Below are 24,076 nucleotides of genomic sequence, written 5' to 3' on the forward strand. Positions count from 1 at the left end.
GTTAAATCCACCTTTCCGTATACTCTGTTTTCACCGTAGTATTTGGCGCATCTGTTGTAGTGGCTGCTATTTGCGTATCACCCGGTACAAGGTTAAAAAAATTAGTACCTGGATCAAGGTGCTGATTAAAATATTCACCATTCAAAAAGCATGCCCCTTTTTCATGGTCGATGACCAATTCATCACCTGCTTCAAACAAAGTGGAAACTTCTTCTTCTAAAATTGTATTGATTCTTTGGATTCTTAAATCCCTGACTGACATATCGGCAGCAGGGTGATCACCGTATGTTGACATATGAATCTGCATACTTGCCACGGGTTCTGTAAAACTCCCATTCAGCGTCAACCTTCTATAAATCTGTGTAGCATACTTATATCTTCCTAAATTGTCAGTCTGGACAATAGCAGCTTCCCACAAATTCCCGGTTCTTCTGATAACTAGCTTACCGTGAAATTGATTCCAATCGTATTTTTTAGGCCCCCATGAACTTATTAATTCATGTTGTTCTTGTATGTTCCCTGCGTAAATATGCCCTGTGTTTAATTCGCTTCCTTGATACCGATCCCAAATAACCATTTTGAAAAGAGAAACGTTTGAAGCGTTGAAAAATATAATTTCAAGCCTTCCTGTTTCAGGATCACTCGATTTCATTTGAACCGATGCTTCAACCCTAAAGTCTTGGATCGTTTCAGGTAATGATCTTCTGATTGCCGGGCCGTGCCATTTGTCAGGATATGTTTCAGAATCCCCATAATCAGAAGGTTGGAATTTAAACCCGTTCGTCTGAACAGGATCACTGACAACGGCCATCGTTCCGGCATTCACTGCGCTTGCATAGTCAAGCTGAATCCCGGTAGTAGTCCACGGTGTTAAATCTCCACATGTATCATTTAAGACCATTTCCAATGGTTTCTTCGTGACCTGCTCAACCCCGGCAGGATTTCCGATAAGGACAAATCCATCAGGGCTGATTACACTGAAATATTGAGCATCTGTATTAAAATTAACCCTGAATATTGGATAAACAGGACTATTTGAAGGGTTTGTAAGGGTTTGAATACTACTTGCAGTAACTTCAGGGATTGAAATGAGATCCCCTTTCCCAACCGGATCAGGAATAAGGAATGTTATATTCCCCTTTGCAATAACTTCTTTTTCGTCTAATTCTGTATTATCCACTGCAACCGTCATATATGTTTTAAAGTTTTCATGTTTAAATACAACGGGGACGAGTTTTTCCTTATTCAATATCTGCGCTAAGATGGTTTTCTTGTTGCCTATGTCTTCAATATCGACTCCTGATATTGATATTTGAGCCGTATAAGTCCTAACATCATTCTTCACATTTAAGAAGTACGCACCCATACGGGCCGGGATATTTATGGTATTAACGATTCTTTGGGGTAGTATATCCCTTCTTATTTTCTCAACCCTTAATCCCGGAATGACATCAGGAAGATAATACCCGTCAAACGTTATCATGTTAAAATCACCCCTTTTGCCCTTGCATTGATCCGTTTTCTGTATTCTAGTTCTCTATCAATCATATCCACCATTTCAAGCAGATCCCTTCTTGTTTGACCTGAACCGCCTTTGTATTCTAGGGTGACAAGGTATTGACTATTATCCGTGTAGTTTGATCCACCTGATCCGAAATTGGATGGGCTTGTCTGACTTCTTATTCCACCTACCGCAATTTTCGCAATATCTTCAGCAGATTTTTCAAGATTCTTCGCTCTTTCGTTCATACCTACTTCAAGTCCTTCTGTTGTATCACTACCGATCTGCATCGTTACCCTAGAGGGTGAATGGGTGTCTAAAGCGCCCCGGATCTTTTCAGAAATGCTATTTGCAATGTCTGAAGCTGCACTAATTAAATCCGTGAACTTCCCCCATAGGCCATCAATAAGGCCCTGAATGATGTCCTTTCCAATGTCGTATAAGTTGATACTGGTGAAAAATTCCTTCACCCTTCCCCAAATTTCTTTGACTGCATCACGCAATGAAACTAATTTATCCCGTACTGCGTTTTTCATTTCTTGGAATTTATCAGAAACAGTTGATTTTATACTTGAAACGGTATTTACTACACTGTTTTTAATGGATGACCAAATATTTTGAATGGTAGATTTCATTGAATTGTAAATTGAAGATGTTTTGTCTTGCACATAATTCCAGGAATTTGTAATTAAGTCTTTCAAAAATTGAACCGTTGAATTAAATACGTTTTTCGTTCCCTCCCAAAAAGAAGAAAGGAATGAACCTATTTCCTGAAATAATTGGATAGTAAAGGCCTTTATCTCATCCCAATATTTATAAATGATCAATGCAAGGAATATCACGATTTGAATAATGATTCCTACCGGGCCTGTAAGGGCTAACATGGCAATGCGGATAAATTTGAATAAGGGTGCTAGTTTAAGTAAGACACCGATAACATTCGTGATCGGTCCTATTATCAATCCAAATACCACTAATAAAGGCCCAATTGCTGCAGCAATCAAGCCTATACCGGTAACAATTAACTTCATAGTAGGTGACAAACCTTCAAAGGCATCGGAAACCGTCTGAATGGCTTCTGTGACGTATGGCATTATCTGAACGGCAAAATCTAAAAGAATCCTCCCTAAAGGTTCAAGGGCAATAATTGCTTCACGAGTGAATTGTTTCCACTTAGCCCCAAGTGATTCTTCAACATTTTTGTTCAGTTCGGACATTGTTCCGTCAACATCTTTGACACCGCCTTCTATGTCACCTAGTGCATACACGGCCTCTGACCCAAGATCTTCAAACTTTGTCCCGTAAAGATCAACCCCAAGCTGATTGGCCTTTGTTTGATCATCCATGCCTTTTAATTCATCCACAACTGCATTGTGAACATCTTTCACTGTTGCTTTTCCTTCAAGGTACGATTTCCATACATCTTGGGTTCCTTCGCTTAGTTCACCGAGTGCATCAGACGTTGTTTTTGACCCGTCTTTCAACCGAACCTGAAACTCTTTAATGGCATCGTTCACAAAATCAAGGTTATAAACCCCGGCATCTGCGCCCTGTTGCAATAGTTGAAAGTATTCTTCAGCAGAAAATCCGGCTTCAGAAAATAAAGGTGCATATTCGGAAATGTTGTCAAACAATTCATCCGAAAAGTTCAATCCGTTCTGCGCACCCTTTGCCAAAAGATCAAATGCTTTTTGAGATGATATACCAAATCCCGATATAAGATTATCCCCGGCCCTTGCGACTTCATTTACATCAGAATCAAAGGTATTCGCTAAATTCAATGCGCTTTTTGTAGCATCTTCAAGTTCTTCACCGTCTATATTCTGAATGTTCTGCTTTACGTCTAAAAGGGCAGTAGTTACTTCATCAAGACTTTCACCGAACCCATTTTTATATATGTTTTTTGCCGTTTCCGTTAGTTCTTCGGCATCTTTTTTCGTCAACCCCAATGAATTTTGTATCTGTGTTTGTGCGCCACTTACATTGGAGGCGGCAGCAATACTTGCAGCACCCAATCCGACAAGGGGAACGGAAACAGATTGAGAAATCGCTTCACCTGTATCCTTTAAACTATCGGAAAGTTCTTTGATCTTACCTTTTAAGTTTGAAAAAGTCTGAGAGAATGAACTTTCTACTTTTTTTGATGCTCTTTCACCACTTTTACCGATAGCGCCCATTTTATCGCTTAGTTTGTCTATCCCTTTACGGACACCACTATCATCTAATTTCGTATCAATGACAATTGCACCATCAGCCATCTATTTCACCTACCTTTTCTTTCTCCTTTGACTATTCCGTTTGGCAGATCTTTTCAACGAATTCGATATTGCTGATAAAGCAGCATCAGCTTCAGCCACTGAAGGAACGTCACCTTCAAGCCTGTAAATACGTTTCAGCTTGATGATTCTGTTCCGTTCTTCTTGGTTATATCTGTTAGGTGCAGGGATAACCTGCGCCCGGATGCTTACAACCTCTTTGAATTTCGTATTGTCAGGAAGGTTTTCAAGAAGTGAAAGGAACTTCTTCCAATGAAGAACCGCTTGCATATCAAAAAGATCCATTCCGTAAGCCTGAAGGAAAGAAGCGTAAATGAAATGCGCATCTTCATCTAAGTCGTGATATTTCTTCCCTGATTCCCCTGTTTTTGACTTACTTTTGTTCATCAGTACTTCATCAAAAAGAAAACCAATGACCCCGTTCATATCCTCAATGGATAGATCGAAATCATTGGCATTTTTAACAAGCATTTCAAACAATATGGGGATTTTTTCGACTTGTGAAAAGAGATCATCCTTCAAAAGTTCCATAACCCTTAATATATTGTCAAATGACATATTCAGTTTTAAAGAAAGGCCTTTATGCTCTGCTTCATCAGTGAATCTATCTGTAAGTTTCAAGGACATCACTTGCCTGTATAATAGGCTTTTTGATCGACCTTCATATCAGTCATCCGGGTTTCAATAACCGTTGAAAGCTGAATAAGAACATGGGCCACAACCATAAGGGAACGGCCGACATCAGCATACACCTTTCTGAAAGAACCTTCTCCCAGGATCAAATCAGTGATTTTTTCCATCAGGTCATAGTTTTCTTTTTCAGCCTTTTCCTGTTCCTTATTCGTCATTTTCTCAAAAGGTTTATCGTTCAACTTCTTTGATTCTTCACGGAATCTATCGAAAGCCTTCATGTATGCCTTTAATTGATCATCATGAAGATCAATCCGGTAAATTTCACCTGAAATATCCACTTCTTCATAAGTCTTTTTAACATCAATTTTAATTGCCATGTTAATAATCCCCCTATTGTTTGATTAAGCTGCTAAAGTCGTTACTGTTTCCGTATCACTTGGCCATGATTCATTTCCCGAAACATCGGCAACTGCTGTTATATAATATTCGTATTCAGTGGAAACCGTAAGGCCTGAATCACTGAACGAATTTGTGGCTGAAGTTCCAATTTCAACATCATCACGGTAAATTTTATATGTGATTCCCTCCGTGAAAGTAACGGCATCCCAAGCAAGATCCACTGATGATGCTGTTATATTGATGCTTATCACGTTTGAGGGATTATCAGGGTGTAGCAGGTGTATAGGTAGGTTCACCATTGAAATGGATCTCAAAAGAGAAGGTACTCTTTTCATTGGCAGCACCTGAAGCTCCAACAATATTTGCAACCGTCACCCATCCATCAAATGATCCCCCGTCAGGTTCAGTCCATCGGAAGTTTGTCTTTCTTCCTTCACCCATTGCCGTTTGAAGTGATGCTATGAAATCCTGTGCAGCATCCCCATATTTTCTATGCCCTTCAAAAGAAATAACAAGCTGCGCCCCTGTCACATCGGAAGAAGCAAAACCGTTACCGTCTAAATATTGCGTTTGGTCAATTTCTTCGTTCCATTGTGGATCAAAGGTATTCAGACCTGCAGCCAATGGAAAAAAAGTGGCCGACATTATATCAGCGCTCTGTGCCGTATCAATTTCAAAACTGTGATCTGATTGCAAAGTGAATCCTGCCATTTTTAAAAAACCTCCTTAATTTTGAACAAAAATTTCAGCATTGAATAAAGCTGAATAAATATATGAACCCCGTGAATCTTGTTCCACTAGAAGTGGGTGCGTATATACATCACACTTTGTAAAAAAAAAGGATCCATCTTGTGAAATTATTTCGTTTTCTTCCAAACCTTCAAGCACCTTCAAGATTTCGTATACGGTATTAATGGCCGTTTTCTGATCCATATGTTTTGAAAGGATCTGAAAGGCAATCACATCATTCCTGCTTTCGTCAAGGTATCTATCATTAGAAGGTGAAGAAGGTGTTCTTCTGATCGTCAGGGTCTGATCTTCTTCCCTCAATACATCAACGGTAAAGGGTGAAAATAAAGCCAGGTTTCCCTCCAAGTAATCAGCTAAACGATCAATTAAATCCATTCAAGCACCTCCTATGCTTCATTTACGGCCTTTTCTGTGATCCTTATCCAATCGCTTAAAAAGATGCTTTTAGCAGCTTCATACCATAACCCTTCTGCATGTGGGTTTGATTCATCTGAAAAATCATACTGTGGATTGTAATATAAGCTCCTTGCATAAGGAGTGTCCCACTTGATAAGGCCTTCACCTATTTTAGAAGACCGGATCCCTGATCTTTCAAGTTCCCCGGTATCTTTAGGAATGAAAAAATTGCTGTCCTTCAAAACCTGCTCATCAAAGACAAATTGGCCTTTCTTCAGTTTCTTTTGCGTCTTTGCAGCAACCCCATCAAGATTAATCTTCACATCGAATTTGATCATATAAGTTCGACCTCATAGTGATGAATCCGTGTAGTGTATAGAGGATTGACCTTCTGAACATGTAGCGTAATTCCGTTAAATGTCACTTTTGACTTTTCCTTAAATTCAAAGTCACCTGAAGCGCTTGAATTGATGGAATCAAAGAACATCAACGCTTTTATGCTTTGGCTTTCAGTGTCATCCTGCCTTTTTACACTACTTTCAAAATTAATCCGTACATTTTCTAATGTCACTGGATCGAGATAGGTTTCCCCGTACCTGACACTATCTGAATGTTCTTCATAGGTTGCTGAATGGATCAGTAGACGTTTTGGAATAGGCTTCAGCATGTATCGACACCTGCATATAATAGGCCCGTTGGAATAAGGTGATCAGCAGCAGAAGAAGAAACATTCCCGTTTTCGCCCCCACCGGAATCCTTTTCCGTATAACTGAAGTTTCCGATGCTTCCTGAAGCAATGCTTTTATCGTGTACGGTTGTTTCACCGCCTTGAAGGTGCAAATACTCTACTTGGGAAGCAACGGCCATTTTGACCTGATTCTGAACCATTTCGGGATAGTTATCTAATGAGGTAGAAAGCAATCTGAATTGTGTCAGTTTGTCAATTTGACTTGATGCTCTCTTTTCAAGTTTATTGAAGGTTGTTTCATCAATCGAAACCCCTTCATATTCGTCTGTGTAATACATGTAATCAATGTAAGGCATTTAATCAGCCCCCTTTATACAAAGAAAGGGAAAGGGCCTGAACCCCTTCCCGTTTTATTAATTTTCTTTTTTAGGATCATTCTCCGGTTCGTTTTCCGGTTCTTTCTTTGTCCCTTTTTTTCCATATTTCTTGATGGCAGCAACGGCTTCCTTTTTCAGATCTTCTTTAGAAACCTTCTTGAAGCCACGGGCCACAAGTTCTTTTGCCTTTAAAGGATTTTCTTCCGTCAAAATAACATTTTCTTTTTTATAAAGTGCCATTCATATTCATCCCTTCAGTGTTTTGACTTAATCAATTATTAGACTTTGGCAGTAGTACCATGAGAAACGATTACACCGTCAGTCTTGTTTTTAAGGACAAAAATGTCATGGTACATACGATTCTGATAAAGATAACCATCACCTGAAGTATGGCTTCCCGGCTCAAATAGGTATACAGAATTCAATTTCGCTTTACCTACGATTGTATTACGGGCAACAATGACCCAGTTCAGGGCAAATGATCCTGTGGCAGCCGCATAGCCTGTTGTGAAATCGAAAGAACTATGGAAACGATCAACATCGAATACTTCAATAAGACGAACACCGTCTAGCACCGTCACACGTGTTTCAACGGACGTACCTTGGTTTCCAATGTCAATTTGGCCTTTACCTTCTTTCCATTGTTCTACGAGATCCATAACATCAGTGGAAATATAAACAATAAGGTTCGCTGCTCCGTATTTACGAGCCTTTCTGATATCAGATTTCAACCGTAGAATAACATCAGTAGAAGTTAAATCTTCAGAAGTTGCATTTGTTTCATCAATGGCCTTTGTTGCGAGTTTAGAAAAACGATAAGCATCAACTTCAGGACCCGCGTGTTCTGTAAGGAACGTTCTTGTCAGGTTCGCAGCTGAAGCAGCTTGGTTTGATTCATCAACATCCATCTTATCAACAAAGAATTCAACGTCACGGTCAAAAGAAAGCGTGTATGGCTCGTGAGTAACGTCAACCGTTCCTCGATTGAATCCACCGTTTCTGCTATGGTTTTGGAATCCACTCACGCCCAATGAAGGAACATGAAACGTTTGCGCCCCCAACCAATTCACATTTGGTGTTTCAAGCGCATTAGTTAAAGTCGCTTGTTTGATCACCTGATCCAATTCCGTTTGATATTTTTCAGCATAGTTAATTGCCATAATCTATTCACTCACTTTCCAATGGTTTTTAGTCAAACAAAAAAAGCCCCGTTAAAAGGCTTTCGGTTATTCTTTGTCCTTACCTAAAAGGACACTAGAAAAGGCATCCAAATTTTCTCCACCTTTATGTTGACCTGTTGAGAATTTCGGCTTGCCCGGTTCTTCCTGCTTATCTTCTTCAAACAGGTAAGGATCACTTTCCTTTAATCCTTTAAGCTGATCATCAAGACCTAAAAGGTTATCTCCATCAAGTTTGATGTTATCTTTTTCAAGAAGGGCCTGAACTGCTTTAGGATTTCGTGCTTTCGCACCTTTCAAAGCGTTTTGCATAGCAAAATCAAACGTCTTCTCTTGAATTTGTGCTTCATAATCAGACTTGATTTTATCGTTGTCTGCTTGTAATTGTTGAATCGTTTTTTGAAGATCATCGTTGCCTTGTGCCTTATCCTTCAAATTGTCAAGCTGCGTATCACGGTCTTTAATCTGCTTTTTAAGATCCTTTAAATCGTCATTTACAGCATTGAATTTATCTTTAGGAATCCAATTCCCATCAGATACGATTGCAATCTTATTTTCACCGGTTTTTTCAATAACTTGACCATAAAGTTCTTCTCCAAGCAATTCTTTTAAATCCATGTATATATTCTCCTTTATTAATGTTTTTTAAGGTGTTACACCTCACCCCAAAAGGTTACGTTTGTTTTTACCCTAAACCTTTAAAACGGGCGCTGAATGCTTTATTTAATGTCCACTACATACAAACGGACAAGGGTATAAGATATTAATAAGTCTTTTCCCGTTCATATCTTCTTCTGCTCCCTGTCTCGTCTATAAATGCTCTTATTTTCTTCTGACGATCCCTGACTTTTTCTTTCGCTGCCTTAATAGAATCCTGATCATCAAGCCCTTCAACCATTGCAAGCCGTCTTTTGGCTTTCCTAATCTGCCGTTCAAGGTATCTTTGTTTTTGATTATTCTCATACGCTTCCCGGTTATCTTTGGCCGGGTATGGTTCAAACCGTTGTGTACTTACACCAGGAATATACGGATAGAATATATGTCTGCAATTGATCCCTATAAGCCCATCAGGTTCACCATATGAAGTGGATGATAAAGCCGGGTATCTTGGATCAGTGCCGGATTTTGAAAAGATTTTCCCTTGATAATCAGCACATTTCGGCCTTGCACCTGAATGAGAACTGACTTCAATCAGATCCGAACCGTATTCATCCATTCTTGCGAGCTGCATTTCATTAGCTACATTATTAGACATTGAACGAGTGACCATAGAAACATATGCTTCAGTGGATAATTTCGCCCCGTCTTTTCGGATCAATGCAGGAACACCTTCTTCAGCCCATTTCCCAGCCGTTTCAGCTAGTGCCTGCTTTGGTGTCTTAACCCCCGTTAAAACCTTTCCTGTCGTTTCATTGAGGATATTTAAATAGACCTGCTGCGACTGATCGAGCATGGTTGTATTAATAAGGTTAAAAACTTCTTCAGCCTGCCCCTGAAAAGCAATAAGGGTTTGTTCAATTGCGCTGCTTTCTTCAAGATCAGGCGGTTTTATCAGTTTTCCTTCCCGAACTGCTTCCTGAAGTGTTCCTTCATGCTCTTTCACGGCTTCATATCCTGACTGTTGCAACATTTCAGAAACGGCATCAATGGAAGACCCTGCATATTTTGCAATGGTTATGATATTCGCTTGTGTCAGTGTTCCAAGCTGTGCCAATTTTTGAGCCTGCCACCTGTCAAAAGATTCACCATCATCCGTTTGATCAAGAAGGCCTTTATCCTGCCGTAATAGCTTGGCAATGTTCAGCAGGATTTCTTCTTCAACGGAAAGGAACACTTCGACAACGGGCTGCGCTAACTGTTGGGATCTGTTAGGATTCAAAGTTATTCACCGCCTGAACCCCGGCCCATTCCGAACATATCCACGGCTTCAGCAGTAGCGGTTTTCCTTTCCTCTCCAATTTCTTTAAGGAGATCTTCGGCTTCAACTTCACTGAATCCATGAATCTTCATAATGGCCTTTTTCTTTGACTGCATTTCACTTCCGACTAATTTAATTTGTCTGTCAATCTCTGCCGTTTTATCATCGGCAACGGAATCATCAAAGGCAACCGTGACTTCATACTTATCAGGACCGTTAAACAGGTTGTACAACTCTGCAACCTGAACAATACATTCAACAAGTTCCTGAAGACCTGATTCAATTACGTTTTCATGGCTCTGCTTCGTTCTGAATGTCTTTGAGTTTTCACTTACTACTTCAGTAGCTGTTTTCACACCCTTTGTTCCTTCAAAAGAAAAAGAACCCGGACTGAAACCTATCTGCATTGCAAGAAGGTTCAGAAGGGCATTGATTGCTGAAATATGTTCATCAACTCTAAGGGTGACGGAAATATCAATGATCTTCCCTTCATCCATTTCACCAGTGTTCATGGCTTGGAATGCTTCATCTTCAGCATCAAAATATCGCCTTGATTCCCCTGATTGGGGATCAATAATGGTTTTAATAGCTGAAGCAGGAACAAGGATTCTTTTCTTTCCAAGCCTGAATTCTCTTTGAAATGAATCGAAAGCAATATCAATTGATCTCAATGTATCAAGCGCATTTGCAAATAATGAAACACCCAAAGGGGATGAAGTATCAATGTTGTTTGCAGTGTTAGGTTTGAAATAAACAAAACTTGAACGTCTGAAGCCGTCAACCCTTACTTCTTCTTCAAGATCAAGGAAGAACTCCTTGATGTTCTTCTTGACCCCTAAATCATCCGTTCCGTCACTTTCATATACTTCATTTTTGATTAAATAGGTTGTACCTTCCCATAAATGCCATTCCAAGTGGGTGTATTTCTTACCCCTCTTTTTGAATTCGTATGGAAACACGGCTTCATGAATCCCATTGTTATCCCATGATATAGGGATGAAAGAATCAGCCGTCACATAAGCAATCTTTATTTCATCGTTATCAATATAAGGCTTTAGGACACCTCCACCCATCGCAAAGATAAATTCAAGGTGTTCCTGAAACTTCTTGATAAAATTGTTTTCTTTCAGTACATCGTGAATATTGTCCGAAAGTCCTTTATCAGAAATATTAATTTCACATCGTTCATTGAAAATCAATGAAGCCATTTCATTTGATACGACTTTAGGCATGTTCAACGTTGCCATTTTTCGTTTTTTACGGCCTGAAATGGTTTCGTACTTAATATCATGCCATTCACTGAAATATCCCTTGTATACATGATTCCATTCCTCAATACGTCTATATAATTCTTCATTGACCTGCACATCTTTATGATCAGCAAGTTTCTGAATACCTTTTAATAAGCCCATTTTATAAAGCCACCCCCTTACCTTTGTAATCACACCATCAAACATCTCTTAACCCCCCTTCTAAAAAACATACCTTCTGTAAAAGTAGTTATTGGAATACCTGAATTCATCGAGTGCGTGATTGTATTCATCAATTGGCTTACCGTGCTGATCCCTTACATACATCCCAATTTCTTTTATGAAGTTATAATGATCATAATCATCATTTTCCACCAAGAAGAATTGGCCGTTTGTAATAGAGTTCTGCGCCCGTTCAATCCCAACTTCAATCCCGGCCCCTTTACCACCTGCGCCCCTTGCATCTTTTGCGTTATTGTCTGCCCTGCTTGTATCTATCCCTATCAAGTGCAATTCTTCCCTTAAAGATTTACAAGCCGGATCAACAAAGACTTCACCATATCTCATCTGATATTTTTTAGTACACCAGTTAATAAAATTCTTTATTTCCTTAGCATAAACAGACATTGCTTTTACCTGGCCGGTTTCTTTCCCGGAATGATAGTAATGTGCTACCCTGTTCAATCGAAATTTCCCGTTATACCTTGTCACGATATTACAGCTGCAAGAAGTCGCATCTGATTGCCCGCCATCTGCACTGAAGAACATTTCGTAAGGTTGTCCAAGTAAGGCAGGTATTTGATGTTTATCCATATCCAACATGTCATAGATTACACCTGCAGGCATTACACGCTTCCCTTCCCAGTCACGTTGCAGTAGGTATGGATTTTTGCTTAGAATTTCATAAATATCACGTTTTCTCTCTTCCGTAATAATTGGATTGTCATGTATCGTCCAGTGCATCCAACGAGTGTTCTGTACATCAAAGACTTCCTTGATAACCGGATGGTTCGGCGCCGGCGGGTTTAAGTCCGCCAGATGATATCTATCTTGTGCAGCAAAGGTCCGTCTGAAGCACTCCTGGATCATATCCATATGCAATAGATTGATCTCACAAAACACGACGCTTCCGAGGGACATACCTGTAATGGCTCCTACGCTATTACTTTTCCCTCCACCTTTGTAATACACCTTTTTAATACCATTTGGCGTGTGTATTTCAAGATGGGACCCGTGTTCATCATGTTTCATATCACATAATCCATTAAAGATGTGTTGAAGACCGGTACCATCACCATCGATAAACAAACGGTAAGCCTGCTCTTGGTTATAGGCAACGATTAAATGATTTGTATCACGAGACATTGTATAATAATCGGCCATACGAAAGTGGCCACCCGTTGTCTTCCCGCTCCTAGGAGTCCCCTCGAGTACATCTAATGTGTAGGTGTAAGGCCTGTATATTGCTTCAAGTTGTTTTTGGCTGAATACAATATTCTTAGCCATTGATCTCACGGTCCTTTATCATCTGTTCGTAACGTTCTCGACCTTCAACTAGAGCATCCAGCATTGAAGTATCTTTCCTATCCCCACGAAGTTTAGCAGCACGCATTTGAGCAAAGTCGGTTTCGGCTTTTGTTTTTCCAATGTTAAGCTGCATCTGTTCCAGTTTGAGTCTTCGCTCATCATTTTCGTGAGTAAGTTCGTTGAATTGCTTTATTAGACTCCTCAGTTCTCCCATAGCCCTGGACTGAGCATTTAATAAAGTTGCGTGACGATCCCAAGCGAATTGGAACTCGTATTCTTCCTCGGTAACATTCTTTTCTAAGGTAGAACCTTCGCCGTCTTCTCTTGGTATGGAATGATATTCATACTTCGCTTTCTTCAATTCTTTAATCATTTCTCCCTTGTCAGTAACGAACATTATTTTCTGAGCCCTGATGATTGCTGCATATTGAATCTGTATCTGATCAAAAATTAAGTCAGCTGCCGATCGCTCTTGCATGCTGTCCATTATCTCTAATGTTTCAGCTGGTAAGAACTTAGCAAAGAACCCATGTGTTGTTGCGTTTTGATTCCCTTTTGGAGCAGAACCGCCGGTGTTGCCTTTAGCGTTAATATTGCCTTTTGGAGCACCTCGTTTTTTTGTGTGCACACTTTTTTCTTTGGGTGCACCCTTTTCTCGATTCCACCCATATCGTTTTTTCCATGACTTAACGGTATTGAGTGACACTCCGTATTTATCAGCGATGTATTTATATTTCATCCCTTTGACATAATCTTTCTCTGCTTGTACATATTTTTCAGCCATGCTACATCACCTGCCACCTCCGTTATTTTGTGTTTGTTTTGGACATAAGAAAAAGCACCCCTCAGGATGCTAATTTATTTTATATTCATCTTCAAATTGTTGTATCTTTTGGTCGATTACTGAAAGGTATTCCCATGCCTTTGTTTCCCATTCATTCAGTTTCCCTTTAGATTTATATGAATAGTAATCTGACACGAGAGTAAATATCTTATTTACCACACTGTACACTTCTGGATCAATTGTAGCTGCTAATTCAGTTGTCCATTCTTCATTATTTTTATAATAATCGTCCATCATCTGAACATCACTGGTAATAGCATTTTCTTTTATGACAGGAATAAATGAAGAAACATAAGATAGGTTTTTCCTAATCTTCCATAGATCGTTAATGATTTTTGGAAGTTTATTTTTCCTATCTCTTTGCAACTCAAATTTAACAGTGTACTTAACGCCAAGGAATGTAATCAATCCTCCAATAATTGAACCAAAAAAAGCTAGTATTCCACTAATGTATTGTTCCCCAACAAATTCCTTAACTAAAGACATAGCTACGATGACAACGAATATAAATGCTGAAAGAATTATTAACCATGATAACAATTCTTCAAGGTGTCGTTTCATGTCTATCTCCCCCCTCAATAATAATAGACTAAGGGAGATTAAGAAACTATGAGGAATTCTTTTCACTTCTCGACGGGTTCATACGTCAACTGTACGTCAAGAAACCTTCTTTTTTATCTTTTCTCTAGCTCGGTCAACGTATTGTTGGGCTGTTCTTTTCTTGATATTTAGTTCATCAGCAATTTCTTGGAGACTCCACCCATGTGCCATATGTAGCATGTAACACTGTCGCTCTCGGTGAGACAAAACATATAAAATATCAATCAACTGCTTTTTTTGTTCTTCGTTCAAATATACCTGCTTCGGTTTTAGTTCAATAGAAGGAAACAAATCCATATCGAGAAGTGCTCTCCGTTGATATGCAGACCGTTTATCTACCCCTCTATAATTCCCTGGCCTTCTACCCTTCCTCATCCAATCAATAGCATATTGCATATCAGAAATCATTTCACCAACGATCCTATCTTCTTCGCTGTTCCACTGGTCCAGCTTCCCTCTATAATTCTCTAATTGTTTTTTTCCTGCTGAGTATTCCTCAATCATATCTTCAACCCATGTTTTCATCGAATCAACTTCCGGACGATATTCCGTGGTTTGTTAACAAACATCTGTCCTGGTCTAGTTGTATTGAACGGAACATACCAGGATGACCTTGTCTTTTGGTTGTGAGCTGCATGTTTCAATAATCTTTGCTTGTACTCATAAATGGCCGTGCCCTTTTTAGACCCTTCGACGATTAAGTTTTTAAATAATTCCACTAACCTGGATTTGATTTTCTCCCACAGCTCTGCCACTCCCTTAACAAATTGCCGAATGACTTCATACTTCTGCTCAAAAGTTAATTCAGACATTAATAGCCCCCCTTTTATTTTTGGCGTAATGCTCCTCCCTTCTTACGTCCGTAGCGAGCTCGATTCATCCCCATGAGACTTCTGATATCTGCATTACTTAAAACTTCACAACAGCGTTTCTGGGGCTTTTCCTGTCTGTGCTTTCTTGCAGCAAGGTGATCCTGTTTCAATTGCTTTAGTTGCTCCTTGAAATCTTTCATGATTCCATCCCCTTCGTAGCAAATAAAAAAGGACACCGACTAAACACAGATATACTGTGCAAAATCAGTGTCCTCCAGTTGGCTGGTAGAATATTATTATTTTAACTTTTTTAATTCCTGAATTTCAGGTTCGGTATAGTTAGTTATTAATTGAAGATTCTTATTTAATCTCTTAAGAGTATCTTCCATTGGATCAATTGTATCTGCTCCTTTATTAATAAACCTATCAGAAAAATATATAATGTCGTCTATACTTTGTTTTAGATTAATAAAATTACTATAAATTGGTTCAGGAATATGATCTTCATTTAACAATTTTAATTCTCTCCTATAGGATTTAACATCCTCAAAAATCAGTTTAAGGTGAAAAAACAAATCGTGGTTTTCCCGATCGTGAAGTGATTCTCTCATAAGCTCTATCATCCCTTCTCCACCTTTAGAAACAGACTCTGAATACAATTCAATTTTTCTATATGCTTTAATATAGTTTGATAGTTCTTGCTTTCTCTCCTTGTTCTTGTCATAATTCAGTTGTTTACTCATAATGGAAACTGCTATCAATCCAGTCAAAAGTGATCCTGCCAAAGCACCCAAAAACCCTGAATCAAGCCAATTAAAACTCATAATTATCCCCCCTAAGAATATAATCCTTATTTCAATTTCTAATCATTCTCTTCAAAATCAATACTCTTTAACATCTTCAAATACCTTCTCTTTTGCCATTCATATATTTCTCTAACTGCTTAGCTAAAATTCTTCTCCTTCATCAAACTTAACCCGTTTTACTTTGCCCTGGTGAGTTACAATCTTCGTCTCACCATGTACTGGTAAAGGAGTTAACTTCGCCTTCCCCTCACACACTACAACAGCAAAACTTCCTTTATGTTCCATTATATCAATCTCTAGTTTCATTGTACTAGGATTAATTTCTAAATCTGATAGTCTCACCAAGAACCCCTCCTGTGTTATAATTCAATTGGGTGAGCTGAGGAGAAGTCCTTGGCTTTTTTTATTTGTCTCCATCATCCATATGCTACTTAGTTCTGTTATAGGGAGCCTTGAACCTTCGCTCAAATTCTTTAAGGGCTTCCGGAAATCCAAGGATGCAATCTCTTAAGAGATCCAGAGGCCTCAACCTTTTATAACTTACTTTCGAATCTTTTTCCCGCACCTAACACACCGATCAGAATAATAACTTAATTTGTGCCTTCCTTCGAGTTTGCAAAAGATTGCTTTGAATAATTTCAAATTCGTCTTCTCACTTTCGGTATCACGTCTCCACCATACTTTTTACATTCGAAGCCGCACCGGGTCTGACAATGTTTGAATAGAGAGCAGCGCATACACGATGCCACCCTATCTTCTCTTTTCATCCAAGGCTTACGATCATCAGCAATGATGACTTGCCCCATTATGCGATAATCACTAGATCTTTAGATTCAAACTCTTCTTCAAGTGCCGCCAATAAGTAATCTTTGATGTTTTTCATCGCCTGCACCTTCCAGGCGCCTCCGTCTGCTTCAAACAATGCGCATCGAGGTCCGTTTTGCATCCGGAAGATGAAATTACTTTCTGGCTGTTCCACCTCTACAAACGTTCTGTACGGCATCAGGGCAACCGGGTTCGGGACTTCAACCTGTCCTACCGTCGCTACCCCTACCTTTGCCGTAACCGACTGGCTCACCCCGTTGTCTCCTACCGTACGGACATCCTCTTCCTTGATGTTTCCAACCACTTTTAGCATGATGTCACGATCCTCATTCTGTACGAAAACTGACTGGAGCTTGATGTTAAATTCTTCTGCATCGTACCAACGTTCAAATGTGTAACCCGGGATCATAGCATCTGCCTGGATCAATGCTTTCCGGTTAAAGTCTCTGTTGAAAGAGCTGAATATTGAAACCCGGGTAGGAGATTCAACATGGATCATCAACTGCTCTTGTCCGTCGAATTCCGATTGAAGATATTCCACAATTCCCGAAAGGTTTCTCACTTCGATTGTTGCCGGTGTAGGCAAGCTAACTTTGTGTAACGGCTGTGTTGAATAAATCTGATCCCCAACACTCTCAACTCGTGTATTTCCTAAACCAACAATGTATTGAATCGCCTCTTTAATCATTACTTAACATCCTCCTTTTGTTGTCTAAAGCTATAAATTTTGGAACCTGTATCTTCTTGAATTTCACCTGTTTCAAGATCTGCTCGGGTTTGACCTTTCACTCCGGATTTAAGCTCTTTTCCTGTCACCTTCCCATGGTCATCCAAGTCCATGATGATTTTCGCTTCAAGTTTCTTCGCCGGTGCTAAATTTGTTTTGGCTTGAACGTTTGCAAGGATGACATCTCTTGCTTCATCTCCGGCAAGAGTGATCACCAGGTTAATCTTTCGTTTGGCTGTTGGATCAGTGTTAAGGTCCGCAAAGTTTTCAAGAACTTTCTGCAACTTCAAGTTAAACCTCTCAGCCACAGCGCCATCTGCGAATGTGTTTAAGTCTACGATCATTTCCACTTTTACCTGCCTCCTAAATCTTTTTGTTAAGATCTTTTATAAGCTTTTAACTCAGCTTCCAACTGCGCTCGTTCTTTTTCAAAATCATAATCTTTATCCTCAGTTTCAACTGGTTGAGGATGTGATTTATTTTCATCGTACCAATGTGGGAGTTTTTCGGATCGGATAACCTTCCCCTTTCGTGAATAACTTTGTTTTTTAGATATCTCCTCTTTGAAACGTTGTTGTTCTGCTAAAGCTTGATTAACGGTCACAATCCCTTTTTGAGACCAGTCTTTTAAAATACTTTCAACGTAACTCCAGAACTTCTTGCCTCGTTCAACAGATAGTTTCATAGCTTCCAAAACGAGTTCCTCGGATAGATCCTGGCACCAAGATGTTATCTTCTGAGGTATGTACCCACCAAGAACTCCAAATCCCTCTTGCTCAAAAAATTGGAATGGATTCACAGTATGATTTTCAGGTTCTGCTTCTACTACTTCTTCTTTACATTCTTTAATTCTTAAGTTCTTTAATTCTTCTTCTTGTTCTGGGTTCGTTCCGACTTCGTTCTGGGTTCGTTCTGTTAAAGGTTCATTATCCGTTCCGTGTTTCGTTTCGTTATAATCCTCCAATCCTTGATACTCTTGGTATTTGGACACTGTGAATAGCGTTCCGTGTTTCGTTTCGCTAACAGTGACCATTCCTTCATCAATAAGTTTCTTAACAGAACGTAAAATTGTGCTTTTTGAGGCCTTTTTATAACCTCGCCCCTCCTTGGATTCAAGATCCTCTGCAAGTTTTGAATAGGAACGGAGGTACTGACCTCTCTTCAATTCAATGCCTTTTATCTTCACCCCGTCCTGATGAACAGCTCTTAATAAAAGCAAAGTGAAAAGCCGAAACGTCGTTACATCGTGCCATAATTCGTTGTCCAGAATCTTTCTATGAAGCTTTATCCATCCTTTCACTCATGTACCCCCTTCCTTTCAAAACTGTGCTTAGAATTAGGCTTGTTTCACGTATGAGATGGCTGCAGCAATTGATTCCCTGTCTGCCTCATTCGTTGCATCTGCAAAGGCGTTATCCAACCAGTTCAATGTATTTTCCTTAGTAACATCTGATTGATATGGTCGAAGGTAGATGCCGTTGTGATCTACGAATATTTCCATTGGATCTCATCTGTCAATACGATGAGTCCTTCTAATTTCTTTCGGCACCACAATACGACCGAGATCATCAATTCTTCTAACAATTCCAGTTGCTTTCATCTTCATAATCCTCCTGTATATTAAGGTATATAAACCGGCTTACCGGTCATTTTAGAGATTTCTCTTTTGAATAATTCGGCATCGCTGTTTGTGTCGCTCAGGTGCAGCATCCAGATCTCTTTTAGCCTGGAAAGGTCATTCGCCTTGAGGAACTCTTTGAAATTCTCCAAGCTAAAGTGAGAGCGCATCAGTCGCTTTTTCATCACCGGCGGCACCCGGCCGGCGGCAATATTTTCATTTAATATGTCCAAGCTGAAATTACACTCGACAAGCAAGTGGGTGAGTCCTTTGAATTTATAGCGAATATAAAAGGTGTCAGTAGCGAATAAGAGCTTCTCGCCTTCCTGGTTGACTAATAGGTACCCATACGGCTCAGATACGTCATGTTGGACGTCAAAAGGCAATATGGTCCACGTACCTATCTGAAACCGTTTCTTCGCTTGTACCGGGTTAATACGGTGATGATTGATGCCAATTGCTCCTGCCGTACCCTTGGACATGTAACAGTCGATACCAACTTTTAAGACGTCTTTTAGTGACTTGATATGATCACCGTGTTCATGGGTGATTAAACAGCCCATGACGTCGCTCATTTTGAAGTTAAGACCTTTCTGAATGTCTTTGTACCTGATACCACATTCAAGCAGCAAGGGGGTTTTGCCGTCCGTTATGTAATAGCAATTCCCTTTACTGCTGGAACCGAAGGCTTTGATGTCAATCAAAACCCGGGTCCGCCTGTAGATACTGGATCTGGTTCGATTTCTTCTTTAGCCTGATCGGTTTGTTCAATGTCTACGTATGCTGCAGGTTCAGAGTCATTGCTCGGTTCTTCAAACTCGACATCGATGATCTCCTTATTGGCATTCTCAGAAACTTCTCTCCTCACTTCCTCTTCACTGTCTTTGCTTTCTACATGAAGATAAGAGGCGTTCACCTTTTTCGGATCAATTTGCAAGTTTTCTGTCACTCTGTGGACCAATGTTTTATACCTCATTTTCTCCGGATGCTTCGACCAAAATTTATCACTCTGTGCTGCTTTCTTTGAGTTCTCAAAATCCTTCTCAGATACCGTGATCAGCTTGTTTTTAGATGGATCCTCATAAACCAGATATCCGAAACCTCCGATGATATTTCCCCTATCAAAAGGGTTTGTTATCTCAAATTCATATGACTCTATTTCATTTCGAAATGATTTCTTCATCGGCTTGAATACGTCAGAACTGTAAACCAATTCAATGACTATATCTTTTGGCTTTTCGACTGCTGCCTCCATCCTGTAATACGCTTTACCTACGTAGCCTACTCGTAAGTCCAAATCATATTTCTTCTCTTTACCGTTGAAGTAAGGTACAGGATGAATATGATTCGGAATAAGGGCATCCAGTCCGAGTTGAACGGTGTGAACGGCATCGAGCGAAAGTTTTCTCATGTTGATGTTGTGCCAGTTATATGGAGTTATTTTATCTTTACCATCCTTTTGTCGTTTGGCTTCTAACTCCTGCAAAACAGAATCAAGCTTCAGGAACATGTGTTGCGCGAGTGCTCGCTCATAATCCGAAAAGGCTATGGGACTTCCCACTTCAGCAGCAAACTGAGATTGAATGTTATTCATAAACCTTTCTGAGCTTGTTTTTACTGCGATATTGTTTTTGATTTGATTACTCAATTAAATCGCCTCCTGTAGATTTGCCGTTTCCACTCTCAATTGCTTGTCCGACTCCGAGACAACTAAGCTGATAACCTGGGAATCTGTTTCTATTAGCTTTGTTACAGCCTCACTGTTATCAACGAAGATCGGCGCCTTAAAGCCATAATGTTCTGATAGGGTGCTGATAATATCCAGCCCCACATTGATGCGTGCTGCGTTGTTCAGCCCACTGCTATAAGGGACATCTAGGTAGGTCGTTTCACACTTATCTTCCAGTGCGCCGTTGACCTGTTGCTCAAATAGCTTGAATCTTGCAAACTTGAATTTCGAATTGATTTTTTCTTCCAGAAGGCTCACTTTTGTTCGAGTGAATTCCTCTGCCAGATAAAGCTCTTCTTCTAATCTTTCGAATTCAAGTGCTAGCTCACTCTCTTCTTGCTTCAGTTGTTCAGTGCGTTTGTTCGCTCTTTCTATAGCACTGAATTGAGCCTTGTCTTGGTTCAACTTATGCAATTCATCGTTAAACCCGGCAATTGCTAGTTTGATGGATTCGGTTTGTTCTTTGGTAGACGATCTTAACTCTTGAATGCTTTCTTGAACCTTTTTAATCTCAGCCATCTTTTCCTGGTAATCACCGGTGTTTTCGACCTTAGAAACATTAGCCTTCTGCTGTTCAAGCTGCATCTTAGAAGAGTCCAATTCACTCTCAATCCGTTGAGTATCTGAAGCTATCTTTTCCAATAAAGATTGGTGATTAGTAATTTGCTGTAGATCCTTCTCTTTATCTTCAGTAAGTGACTTTCCTTGAGATGTTATGTTCTTCAGGCGGTTGCTCTTATCAAGATTGAATTTGTTCCTAGCATCTTCAATCTGCTCTTTCGGAAGGTTCTGTCCACAAGTAGGGCAAGATGTCTGATGTCCCTCAAATGTTTCTTTATCAACCATATTCCACTGATCTCGAAGCGATTGGAGATTTGATTCTTTTTGCTCTACCAAATTTCTAAGCAGAGCTATAGCGTTTTTTTCTTCACCAGATTTCCTGATCGAAGCATCCAGCTCGCTCTGCAACTGATACACTTCTTTCTGCTTTTCATTGAGCATTCCGTAATTTAACTCTTGGTGTTTATTCTTTATAGCCATCAAATCTGACTCGAGGGAACTCAATTGCTTTTGTTTCTCTGTAATTTCAGACCCATTTTGCACTCTCAAAAGTTCCTCTTCCTTATTCGAAATCATGGAAGTTAAGTGCAAGATTTCATCGTTGATTTCCTGTTCGTCCAGACTGCTTACATCCGGCTTAGAACGATTTACTTCGTCGATTCGAGTAGGAATTCGTTCCAGTTCGTCATTGATTTCTTTTCGTCTTCCAGCAATCATTCGTTTATGCTTTTCAATGGATCTTCCATTAAGCACCTTTTCGAGTTTTGCTAAAGATTTTTTTGAATTGATTACATCCTCGTCGGATATATCACCACATACTTCTAAAAGGATTTTCCTCTTCTCCTTCCAATGAAGTTGATCATTGAAATAAGTAGGGGACGTCAGAAGCTTGAAAATGTCCTCATCGACTATTTGAGATACTTGCTCCTCATACTCCTTTTTATTTGAAGGGACCCCATCAATGTAGTAATCGGTAGTGTGACCAGAAAATTCTTTTTTGGGTGAGTTACGTTTTTTCGTCCATTTTTCCTTATAGACCTTTTTCAAAGAAAGAGGCTGCCCGTTGACTTGGAACTTCCCTTCTACCTCATGGTCCAGGCCATGAAGCACCTCACCTTCTTCAATCGTCTTGATTGAAAATTTACTTCGATTGGTGCTGTCCTTATCGAACAGCAACCATATGAAAGCATCGAAGAGGGTTGTTTTGCCGGTTGCATTATCTCCGAATACTCGGATGCTTTCTCCGTTTGCAGCTAAAGAGAAGGACTTAACACCTTTGAAATGGTGTAGGTTCAATTCCTCTAATGTGAGTTCTTGAGTCATTTTGTACCTCCGTTGAATTGATTTATTTTTCAATGTGCCATAAAATAAAGAAAATGATATTTGTTAAGCCGACTCGTGTTGTAGCACGGGTCTCTTTTTTTCGCTTAGATCGAATTCAAGTGATTCATAGATTTCAATCATTTGGTTGTAAGCATATGATCCATCCAATGCTTCCTGGTACCGATGAAGCCAGTTGAAGATTGGAACTGCTTCCGGATTCCTCGGCTCATAAATCAGTCCTTGCTTCGTATCTATCGACATAACCTACTCTCCTTTCATTTTTTTAATGAGGATGATCCTCATCAGGACGAACAGGAAGAAAAAGGGGGATGGGATGTCGAAAACCTTCCTGTCCATCCTGATGAGTACCAATTGGCACTCATCTTTCAAAATGTGATATAATAAATTTGTTGTTATTGCGTTATTGATTCAGGCAGTAAGTTAAGTGGCCGCTTAGCTTGCTGCTTTTTTATTTGACACTTTTCTAAGCAAGAATTTCTTCTCTATATCCGATAACTGGCACCATATCGCTACTCTGATTAACATTAGTGAAACCTCCTTTGAACCACAGTTACTAAAATTCCATCCTCCGATAATTTCTGTGCTGCTTCTAACAACTTTTCATGATTTACTTTTCTTTGCTGCAGGCGACTTAATCTTTCTACTGATTTCTCGATATCATTTAAGGCCAGCTTTGCTGAAACCAAGTCATCATGATATAACGCTGTAGCTACACTTATTAGTAGATCCATTGAGCACTTCTGTTCACATGCTGCTTTTTCTAAGTCTTGATCCATATATTTTCTCTTGATCATTTTTGAATGAACCTCCTGGCTTTTAATGAGACTTTCCATTTCTTGATTTCGTCAGAGAATGATAATCCAAACCACTCACAGTTATCGCCTACCATCGTAATGGCCATCGATGCGACATCGAGCAATTCTCTGTTTGCCCTGGTTATTGATTCAACTTCTTCATGAGTCATGAAGTCCACTGGCTTTGTGGCTTCAACCTGTTCAAGGTTTTTCCTTGCTTCATCAATTTCTCTTAATGCCCTCATCACTAATGCAGCTGGTGTATGATCTATGTAGTCTCCATCAAGGTAGGGAATAGTGACGCCTCCGGTAACCTCTCCCCAAAGTGCTGTGGTTAACTTCACGTTATCCAGTTCTGCCGCTATAAAGGGCATTACATCCCTCTTTAGCTTCCTCTTCCCTATTTCAATTTTCCCGAGTAATTCTTTACTAATAGGTAATTCCAGTGACAATTGCTCCTGTGTTAGCTCCCTTTCGTAACGACACTCGGCAATGGTTCTGCCGATAGACAATCTAATTTCCT

At 39.7% G+C, this 24,076-nt stretch carries 33 protein-coding genes and 1 pseudogene; all 34 read right to left on the reverse strand.

Translation table 11 applies throughout. The features are described from left to right. Window position 1: 1 nt before the first annotated feature. Window positions 2-1,483 (reverse strand): distal tail protein Dit, encoded by a 1,482-nt coding sequence (locus ACYH0O_RS14570; protein ID WP_482629295.1) that lies wholly within the window; start codon window positions 1,481-1,483, stop codon window positions 2-4. Next, complete coding sequence (locus ACYH0O_RS14575; protein ID WP_482629296.1) at window positions 1,480-3,759, reverse strand: phage tail tape measure protein; 2,280 nt, start codon at window positions 3,757-3,759, stop codon at window positions 1,480-1,482. The genes ACYH0O_RS14570 and ACYH0O_RS14575 overlap by 4 nt, the downstream gene beginning before the upstream one ends. 9 nt (window positions 3,760-3,768) lie before the next feature. Next, window positions 3,769-4,398 (reverse strand): Gp15 family bacteriophage protein, encoded by a 630-nt coding sequence (locus tag ACYH0O_RS14580; protein WP_482629297.1) that lies wholly within the window; start codon window positions 4,396-4,398, stop codon window positions 3,769-3,771. Window positions 4,399-4,403: 5 nt separating this feature from the next. Continuing rightward, window positions 4,404-4,787, reverse strand: coding sequence for a hypothetical protein (locus ACYH0O_RS14585; protein ID WP_482629298.1), 384 nt, complete (start codon window positions 4,785-4,787; stop codon window positions 4,404-4,406). A gap of 24 nt (window positions 4,788-4,811) precedes the next feature. Next, on the reverse strand, window positions 4,812-5,144 hold the full coding sequence (locus ACYH0O_RS14590; protein WP_482629299.1) for a fibronectin type III domain-containing protein: 333 nt from the start codon (window positions 5,142-5,144) through the stop codon (window positions 4,812-4,814). Beyond that, window positions 5,074-5,520, reverse strand: coding sequence for a phage tail tube protein (locus tag ACYH0O_RS14595; RefSeq protein WP_482629300.1), 447 nt, complete (start codon window positions 5,518-5,520; stop codon window positions 5,074-5,076). Before ACYH0O_RS14595 ends, ACYH0O_RS14590 begins: the two co-directional genes overlap by 71 nt. Before the next feature lie 15 nt (window positions 5,521-5,535). Continuing rightward, window positions 5,536-5,934, reverse strand: a complete 399-nt coding sequence (locus tag ACYH0O_RS14600) for a phage tail terminator protein (protein WP_482629301.1) — start codon at window positions 5,932-5,934, stop codon at window positions 5,536-5,538. An 11-nt stretch (window positions 5,935-5,945) separates the two neighbouring features. Continuing rightward, on the reverse strand, window positions 5,946-6,293 hold the full coding sequence (locus tag ACYH0O_RS14605) for a minor capsid protein (RefSeq protein WP_482629302.1): 348 nt from the start codon (window positions 6,291-6,293) through the stop codon (window positions 5,946-5,948). Beyond that, complete coding sequence (locus ACYH0O_RS14610; protein WP_482629303.1) at window positions 6,290-6,622, reverse strand: putative minor capsid protein; 333 nt, start codon at window positions 6,620-6,622, stop codon at window positions 6,290-6,292. The genes ACYH0O_RS14605 and ACYH0O_RS14610 overlap by 4 nt, the downstream gene beginning before the upstream one ends. Further along, window positions 6,616-6,999: a head-tail connector protein gene (locus ACYH0O_RS14615; protein ID WP_482629304.1), complete on the reverse strand. Its 384-nt coding sequence runs from the start codon at window positions 6,997-6,999 to the stop codon at window positions 6,616-6,618. Before ACYH0O_RS14615 ends, ACYH0O_RS14610 begins: the two co-directional genes overlap by 7 nt. Window positions 7,000-7,056: 57 nt before the next feature. After that, window positions 7,057-7,260 (reverse strand): hypothetical protein, encoded by a 204-nt coding sequence (locus ACYH0O_RS14620; RefSeq protein ID WP_482629305.1) that lies wholly within the window; start codon window positions 7,258-7,260, stop codon window positions 7,057-7,059. Between the two features lie 38 nt (window positions 7,261-7,298). After that, entirely contained in the window at window positions 7,299-8,180 is an 882-nt protein-coding gene (locus tag ACYH0O_RS14625) for a hypothetical protein (protein ID WP_482629306.1), read from the reverse strand. A gap of 66 nt (window positions 8,181-8,246) precedes the next feature. Next, window positions 8,247-8,816: a phage scaffolding protein gene (locus ACYH0O_RS14630; RefSeq protein WP_482629307.1), complete on the reverse strand. Its 570-nt coding sequence runs from the start codon at window positions 8,814-8,816 to the stop codon at window positions 8,247-8,249. 145 nt (window positions 8,817-8,961) lie between these two features. After that, the gene (locus ACYH0O_RS14635; protein ID WP_482629308.1) at window positions 8,962-10,077 is read right to left on the reverse strand and encodes a phage minor capsid protein; all 1,116 of its coding nucleotides are present in this window, start codon (window positions 10,075-10,077) and stop codon (window positions 8,962-8,964) included. Window positions 10,078-10,079: 2 nt separating this feature from the next. After that, on the reverse strand, window positions 10,080-11,573 hold the full coding sequence (locus tag ACYH0O_RS14640) for a phage portal protein (protein WP_482629309.1): 1,494 nt from the start codon (window positions 11,571-11,573) through the stop codon (window positions 10,080-10,082). A 15-nt stretch (window positions 11,574-11,588) separates the two neighbouring features. Further along, the gene (locus ACYH0O_RS14645) at window positions 11,589-12,872 is read right to left on the reverse strand and encodes a PBSX family phage terminase large subunit (RefSeq protein WP_482629310.1); all 1,284 of its coding nucleotides are present in this window, start codon (window positions 12,870-12,872) and stop codon (window positions 11,589-11,591) included. Continuing rightward, the gene (terS, locus tag ACYH0O_RS14650) at window positions 12,865-13,677 is read right to left on the reverse strand and encodes a phage terminase small subunit (RefSeq protein ID WP_482629311.1); all 813 of its coding nucleotides are present in this window, start codon (window positions 13,675-13,677) and stop codon (window positions 12,865-12,867) included. Before terS ends, ACYH0O_RS14645 begins: the two co-directional genes overlap by 8 nt. 69 nt (window positions 13,678-13,746) lie before the next feature. After that, window positions 13,747-14,298 carry a hypothetical protein gene (locus ACYH0O_RS14655; protein WP_482629312.1) on the reverse strand — a complete coding sequence of 184 codons (552 nt, stop codon included), beginning with the start codon at window positions 14,296-14,298 and terminating at the stop codon, window positions 13,747-13,749. Between the two features lie 96 nt (window positions 14,299-14,394). After that, on the reverse strand, window positions 14,395-14,862 hold the full coding sequence (locus ACYH0O_RS14660) for a sigma-70 family RNA polymerase sigma factor (protein WP_482629313.1): 468 nt from the start codon (window positions 14,860-14,862) through the stop codon (window positions 14,395-14,397). Continuing rightward, window positions 14,859-15,149 (reverse strand): hypothetical protein, encoded by a 291-nt coding sequence (locus ACYH0O_RS14665; RefSeq protein ID WP_482629314.1) that lies wholly within the window; start codon window positions 15,147-15,149, stop codon window positions 14,859-14,861. The genes ACYH0O_RS14660 and ACYH0O_RS14665 overlap by 4 nt, the downstream gene beginning before the upstream one ends. A 14-nt stretch (window positions 15,150-15,163) precedes the next feature. Continuing rightward, entirely contained in the window at window positions 15,164-15,349 is a 186-nt protein-coding gene (locus ACYH0O_RS14670; protein ID WP_482629315.1) for a hypothetical protein, read from the reverse strand. 96 nt (window positions 15,350-15,445) lie between these two features. After that, window positions 15,446-15,973, reverse strand: a complete 528-nt coding sequence (locus ACYH0O_RS14675) for a hypothetical protein (protein WP_482629316.1) — start codon at window positions 15,971-15,973, stop codon at window positions 15,446-15,448. 123 nt (window positions 15,974-16,096) lie between these two features. Then, window positions 16,097-16,297, reverse strand: a complete 201-nt coding sequence (locus ACYH0O_RS14680) for an XtrA/YqaO family protein (protein ID WP_482629317.1) — start codon at window positions 16,295-16,297, stop codon at window positions 16,097-16,099. A 463-nt stretch (window positions 16,298-16,760) separates the two neighbouring features. Beyond that, entirely contained in the window at window positions 16,761-17,468 is a 708-nt protein-coding gene (locus ACYH0O_RS14685; protein WP_482629318.1) for a hypothetical protein, read from the reverse strand. Further along, the gene (locus tag ACYH0O_RS14690) at window positions 17,468-17,851 is read right to left on the reverse strand and encodes a replication terminator protein (RefSeq protein WP_482632578.1); all 384 of its coding nucleotides are present in this window, start codon (window positions 17,849-17,851) and stop codon (window positions 17,468-17,470) included. The genes ACYH0O_RS14685 and ACYH0O_RS14690 overlap by 1 nt, the downstream gene beginning before the upstream one ends. A 32-nt stretch (window positions 17,852-17,883) precedes the next feature. Continuing rightward, window positions 17,884-18,807: a DnaD domain-containing protein gene (locus ACYH0O_RS14695; RefSeq protein ID WP_482629319.1), complete on the reverse strand. Its 924-nt coding sequence runs from the start codon at window positions 18,805-18,807 to the stop codon at window positions 17,884-17,886. Between the two features lie 36 nt (window positions 18,808-18,843). After that, window positions 18,844-19,008: a hypothetical protein gene (locus ACYH0O_RS14700; protein WP_482629320.1), complete on the reverse strand. Its 165-nt coding sequence runs from the start codon at window positions 19,006-19,008 to the stop codon at window positions 18,844-18,846. Between the two features lie 9 nt (window positions 19,009-19,017). Then, window positions 19,018-19,107 (reverse strand): annotated as a pseudogene (locus tag ACYH0O_RS14705) (stage V sporulation protein T); the annotation flags it as partial. Window positions 19,108-19,127: 20 nt separating this feature from the next. Continuing rightward, the gene (locus tag ACYH0O_RS14710) at window positions 19,128-19,829 is read right to left on the reverse strand and encodes an MBL fold metallo-hydrolase (RefSeq protein WP_482629321.1); all 702 of its coding nucleotides are present in this window, start codon (window positions 19,827-19,829) and stop codon (window positions 19,128-19,130) included. Continuing rightward, window positions 19,826-20,773 carry a recombinase RecT gene (locus ACYH0O_RS14715; protein WP_482629322.1) on the reverse strand — a complete coding sequence of 316 codons (948 nt, stop codon included), beginning with the start codon at window positions 20,771-20,773 and terminating at the stop codon, window positions 19,826-19,828. The genes ACYH0O_RS14710 and ACYH0O_RS14715 overlap by 4 nt, the downstream gene beginning before the upstream one ends. Next, entirely contained in the window at window positions 20,774-22,738 is a 1,965-nt protein-coding gene (locus ACYH0O_RS14720) for an AAA family ATPase (protein ID WP_482629323.1), read from the reverse strand. It lies immediately after the preceding gene. A gap of 63 nt (window positions 22,739-22,801) precedes the next feature. Then, on the reverse strand, window positions 22,802-22,999 hold the full coding sequence (locus ACYH0O_RS14725; protein WP_482629324.1) for a hypothetical protein: 198 nt from the start codon (window positions 22,997-22,999) through the stop codon (window positions 22,802-22,804). A gap of 284 nt (window positions 23,000-23,283) precedes the next feature. Further along, window positions 23,284-23,553 carry a hypothetical protein gene (locus ACYH0O_RS14730; RefSeq protein ID WP_482629325.1) on the reverse strand — a complete coding sequence of 90 codons (270 nt, stop codon included), beginning with the start codon at window positions 23,551-23,553 and terminating at the stop codon, window positions 23,284-23,286. Then, a complete protein-coding gene (locus ACYH0O_RS14735; RefSeq protein WP_482629326.1) occupies window positions 23,550-24,065 on the reverse strand; it encodes a helix-turn-helix domain-containing protein in 516 nt (171 codons plus the stop codon). Before ACYH0O_RS14735 ends, ACYH0O_RS14730 begins: the two co-directional genes overlap by 4 nt. Between the last annotated feature and the right edge of the window lie 11 nt (window positions 24,066-24,076).

Source organism: Rossellomorea sp. H136 (assembly GCF_056838065.1).

Coding starts and splice junctions, on each gene's coding strand:
- ACYH0O_RS14675 (WP_482629316.1), bottom strand. CDS start 15,973: ATGAGTTTTAATTGGCTTGATTCAGGGTTTTTGGGTGCTTTGGCAGGA.
- ACYH0O_RS14720 (WP_482629323.1), bottom strand. CDS start 22,738: ATGACTCAAGAACTCACATTAGAGGAATTGAACCTACACCATTTCAAA.
- ACYH0O_RS14630 (WP_482629307.1), bottom strand. CDS start 8,816: ATGGATTTAAAAGAATTGCTTGGAGAAGAACTTTATGGTCAAGTTATT.
- ACYH0O_RS14670 (WP_482629315.1), bottom strand. CDS start 15,349: ATGAAAGATTTCAAGGAGCAACTAAAGCAATTGAAACAGGATCACCTT.
- ACYH0O_RS14620 (WP_482629305.1), bottom strand. CDS start 7,260: ATGGCACTTTATAAAAAAGAAAATGTTATTTTGACGGAAGAAAATCCT.
- ACYH0O_RS14665 (WP_482629314.1), bottom strand. CDS start 15,149: ATGTCTGAATTAACTTTTGAGCAGAAGTATGAAGTCATTCGGCAATTT.
- ACYH0O_RS14590 (WP_482629299.1), bottom strand. CDS start 5,144: ATGAAAAGAGTACCTTCTCTTTTGAGATCCATTTCAATGGTGAACCTA.
- ACYH0O_RS14685 (WP_482629318.1), bottom strand. CDS start 17,468: ATGATTAAAGAGGCGATTCAATACATTGTTGGTTTAGGAAATACACGA.
- ACYH0O_RS14605 (WP_482629302.1), bottom strand. CDS start 6,293: ATGATCAAATTCGATGTGAAGATTAATCTTGATGGGGTTGCTGCAAAG.
- ACYH0O_RS14575 (WP_482629296.1), bottom strand. CDS start 3,759: ATGGCTGATGGTGCAATTGTCATTGATACGAAATTAGATGATAGTGGT.
- ACYH0O_RS14595 (WP_482629300.1), bottom strand. CDS start 5,520: ATGGCAGGATTCACTTTGCAATCAGATCACAGTTTTGAAATTGATACG.
- ACYH0O_RS14600 (WP_482629301.1), bottom strand. CDS start 5,934: ATGGATTTAATTGATCGTTTAGCTGATTACTTGGAGGGAAACCTGGCT.
- ACYH0O_RS14725 (WP_482629324.1), bottom strand. CDS start 22,999: ATGTCGATAGATACGAAGCAAGGACTGATTTATGAGCCGAGGAATCCG.
- ACYH0O_RS14730 (WP_482629325.1), bottom strand. CDS start 23,553: ATGATCAAGAGAAAATATATGGATCAAGACTTAGAAAAAGCAGCATGT.
- ACYH0O_RS14640 (WP_482629309.1), bottom strand. CDS start 11,573: ATGTTTGATGGTGTGATTACAAAGGTAAGGGGGTGGCTTTATAAAATG.
- ACYH0O_RS14700 (WP_482629320.1), bottom strand. CDS start 19,008: ATGGAAATATTCGTAGATCACAACGGCATCTACCTTCGACCATATCAA.
- ACYH0O_RS14585 (WP_482629298.1), bottom strand. CDS start 4,787: ATGGCAATTAAAATTGATGTTAAAAAGACTTATGAAGAAGTGGATATT.
- terS (WP_482629311.1), bottom strand. CDS start 13,677: ATGGCTGAAAAATATGTACAAGCAGAGAAAGATTATGTCAAAGGGATG.
- ACYH0O_RS14610 (WP_482629303.1), bottom strand. CDS start 6,622: ATGCTGAAGCCTATTCCAAAACGTCTACTGATCCATTCAGCAACCTAT.
- ACYH0O_RS14625 (WP_482629306.1), bottom strand. CDS start 8,180: ATGGCAATTAACTATGCTGAAAAATATCAAACGGAATTGGATCAGGTG.
- ACYH0O_RS14660 (WP_482629313.1), bottom strand. CDS start 14,862: ATGAAAACATGGGTTGAAGATATGATTGAGGAATACTCAGCAGGAAAA.
- ACYH0O_RS14655 (WP_482629312.1), bottom strand. CDS start 14,298: ATGAAACGACACCTTGAAGAATTGTTATCATGGTTAATAATTCTTTCA.
- ACYH0O_RS14615 (WP_482629304.1), bottom strand. CDS start 6,999: ATGCCTTACATTGATTACATGTATTACACAGACGAATATGAAGGGGTT.
- ACYH0O_RS14690 (WP_482632578.1), bottom strand. CDS start 17,851: ATGATCGTAGACTTAAACACATTCGCAGATGGCGCTGTGGCTGAGAGG.
- ACYH0O_RS14645 (WP_482629310.1), bottom strand. CDS start 12,872: ATGGCTAAGAATATTGTATTCAGCCAAAAACAACTTGAAGCAATATAC.
- ACYH0O_RS14570 (WP_482629295.1), bottom strand. CDS start 1,483: ATGATAACGTTTGACGGGTATTATCTTCCTGATGTCATTCCGGGATTA.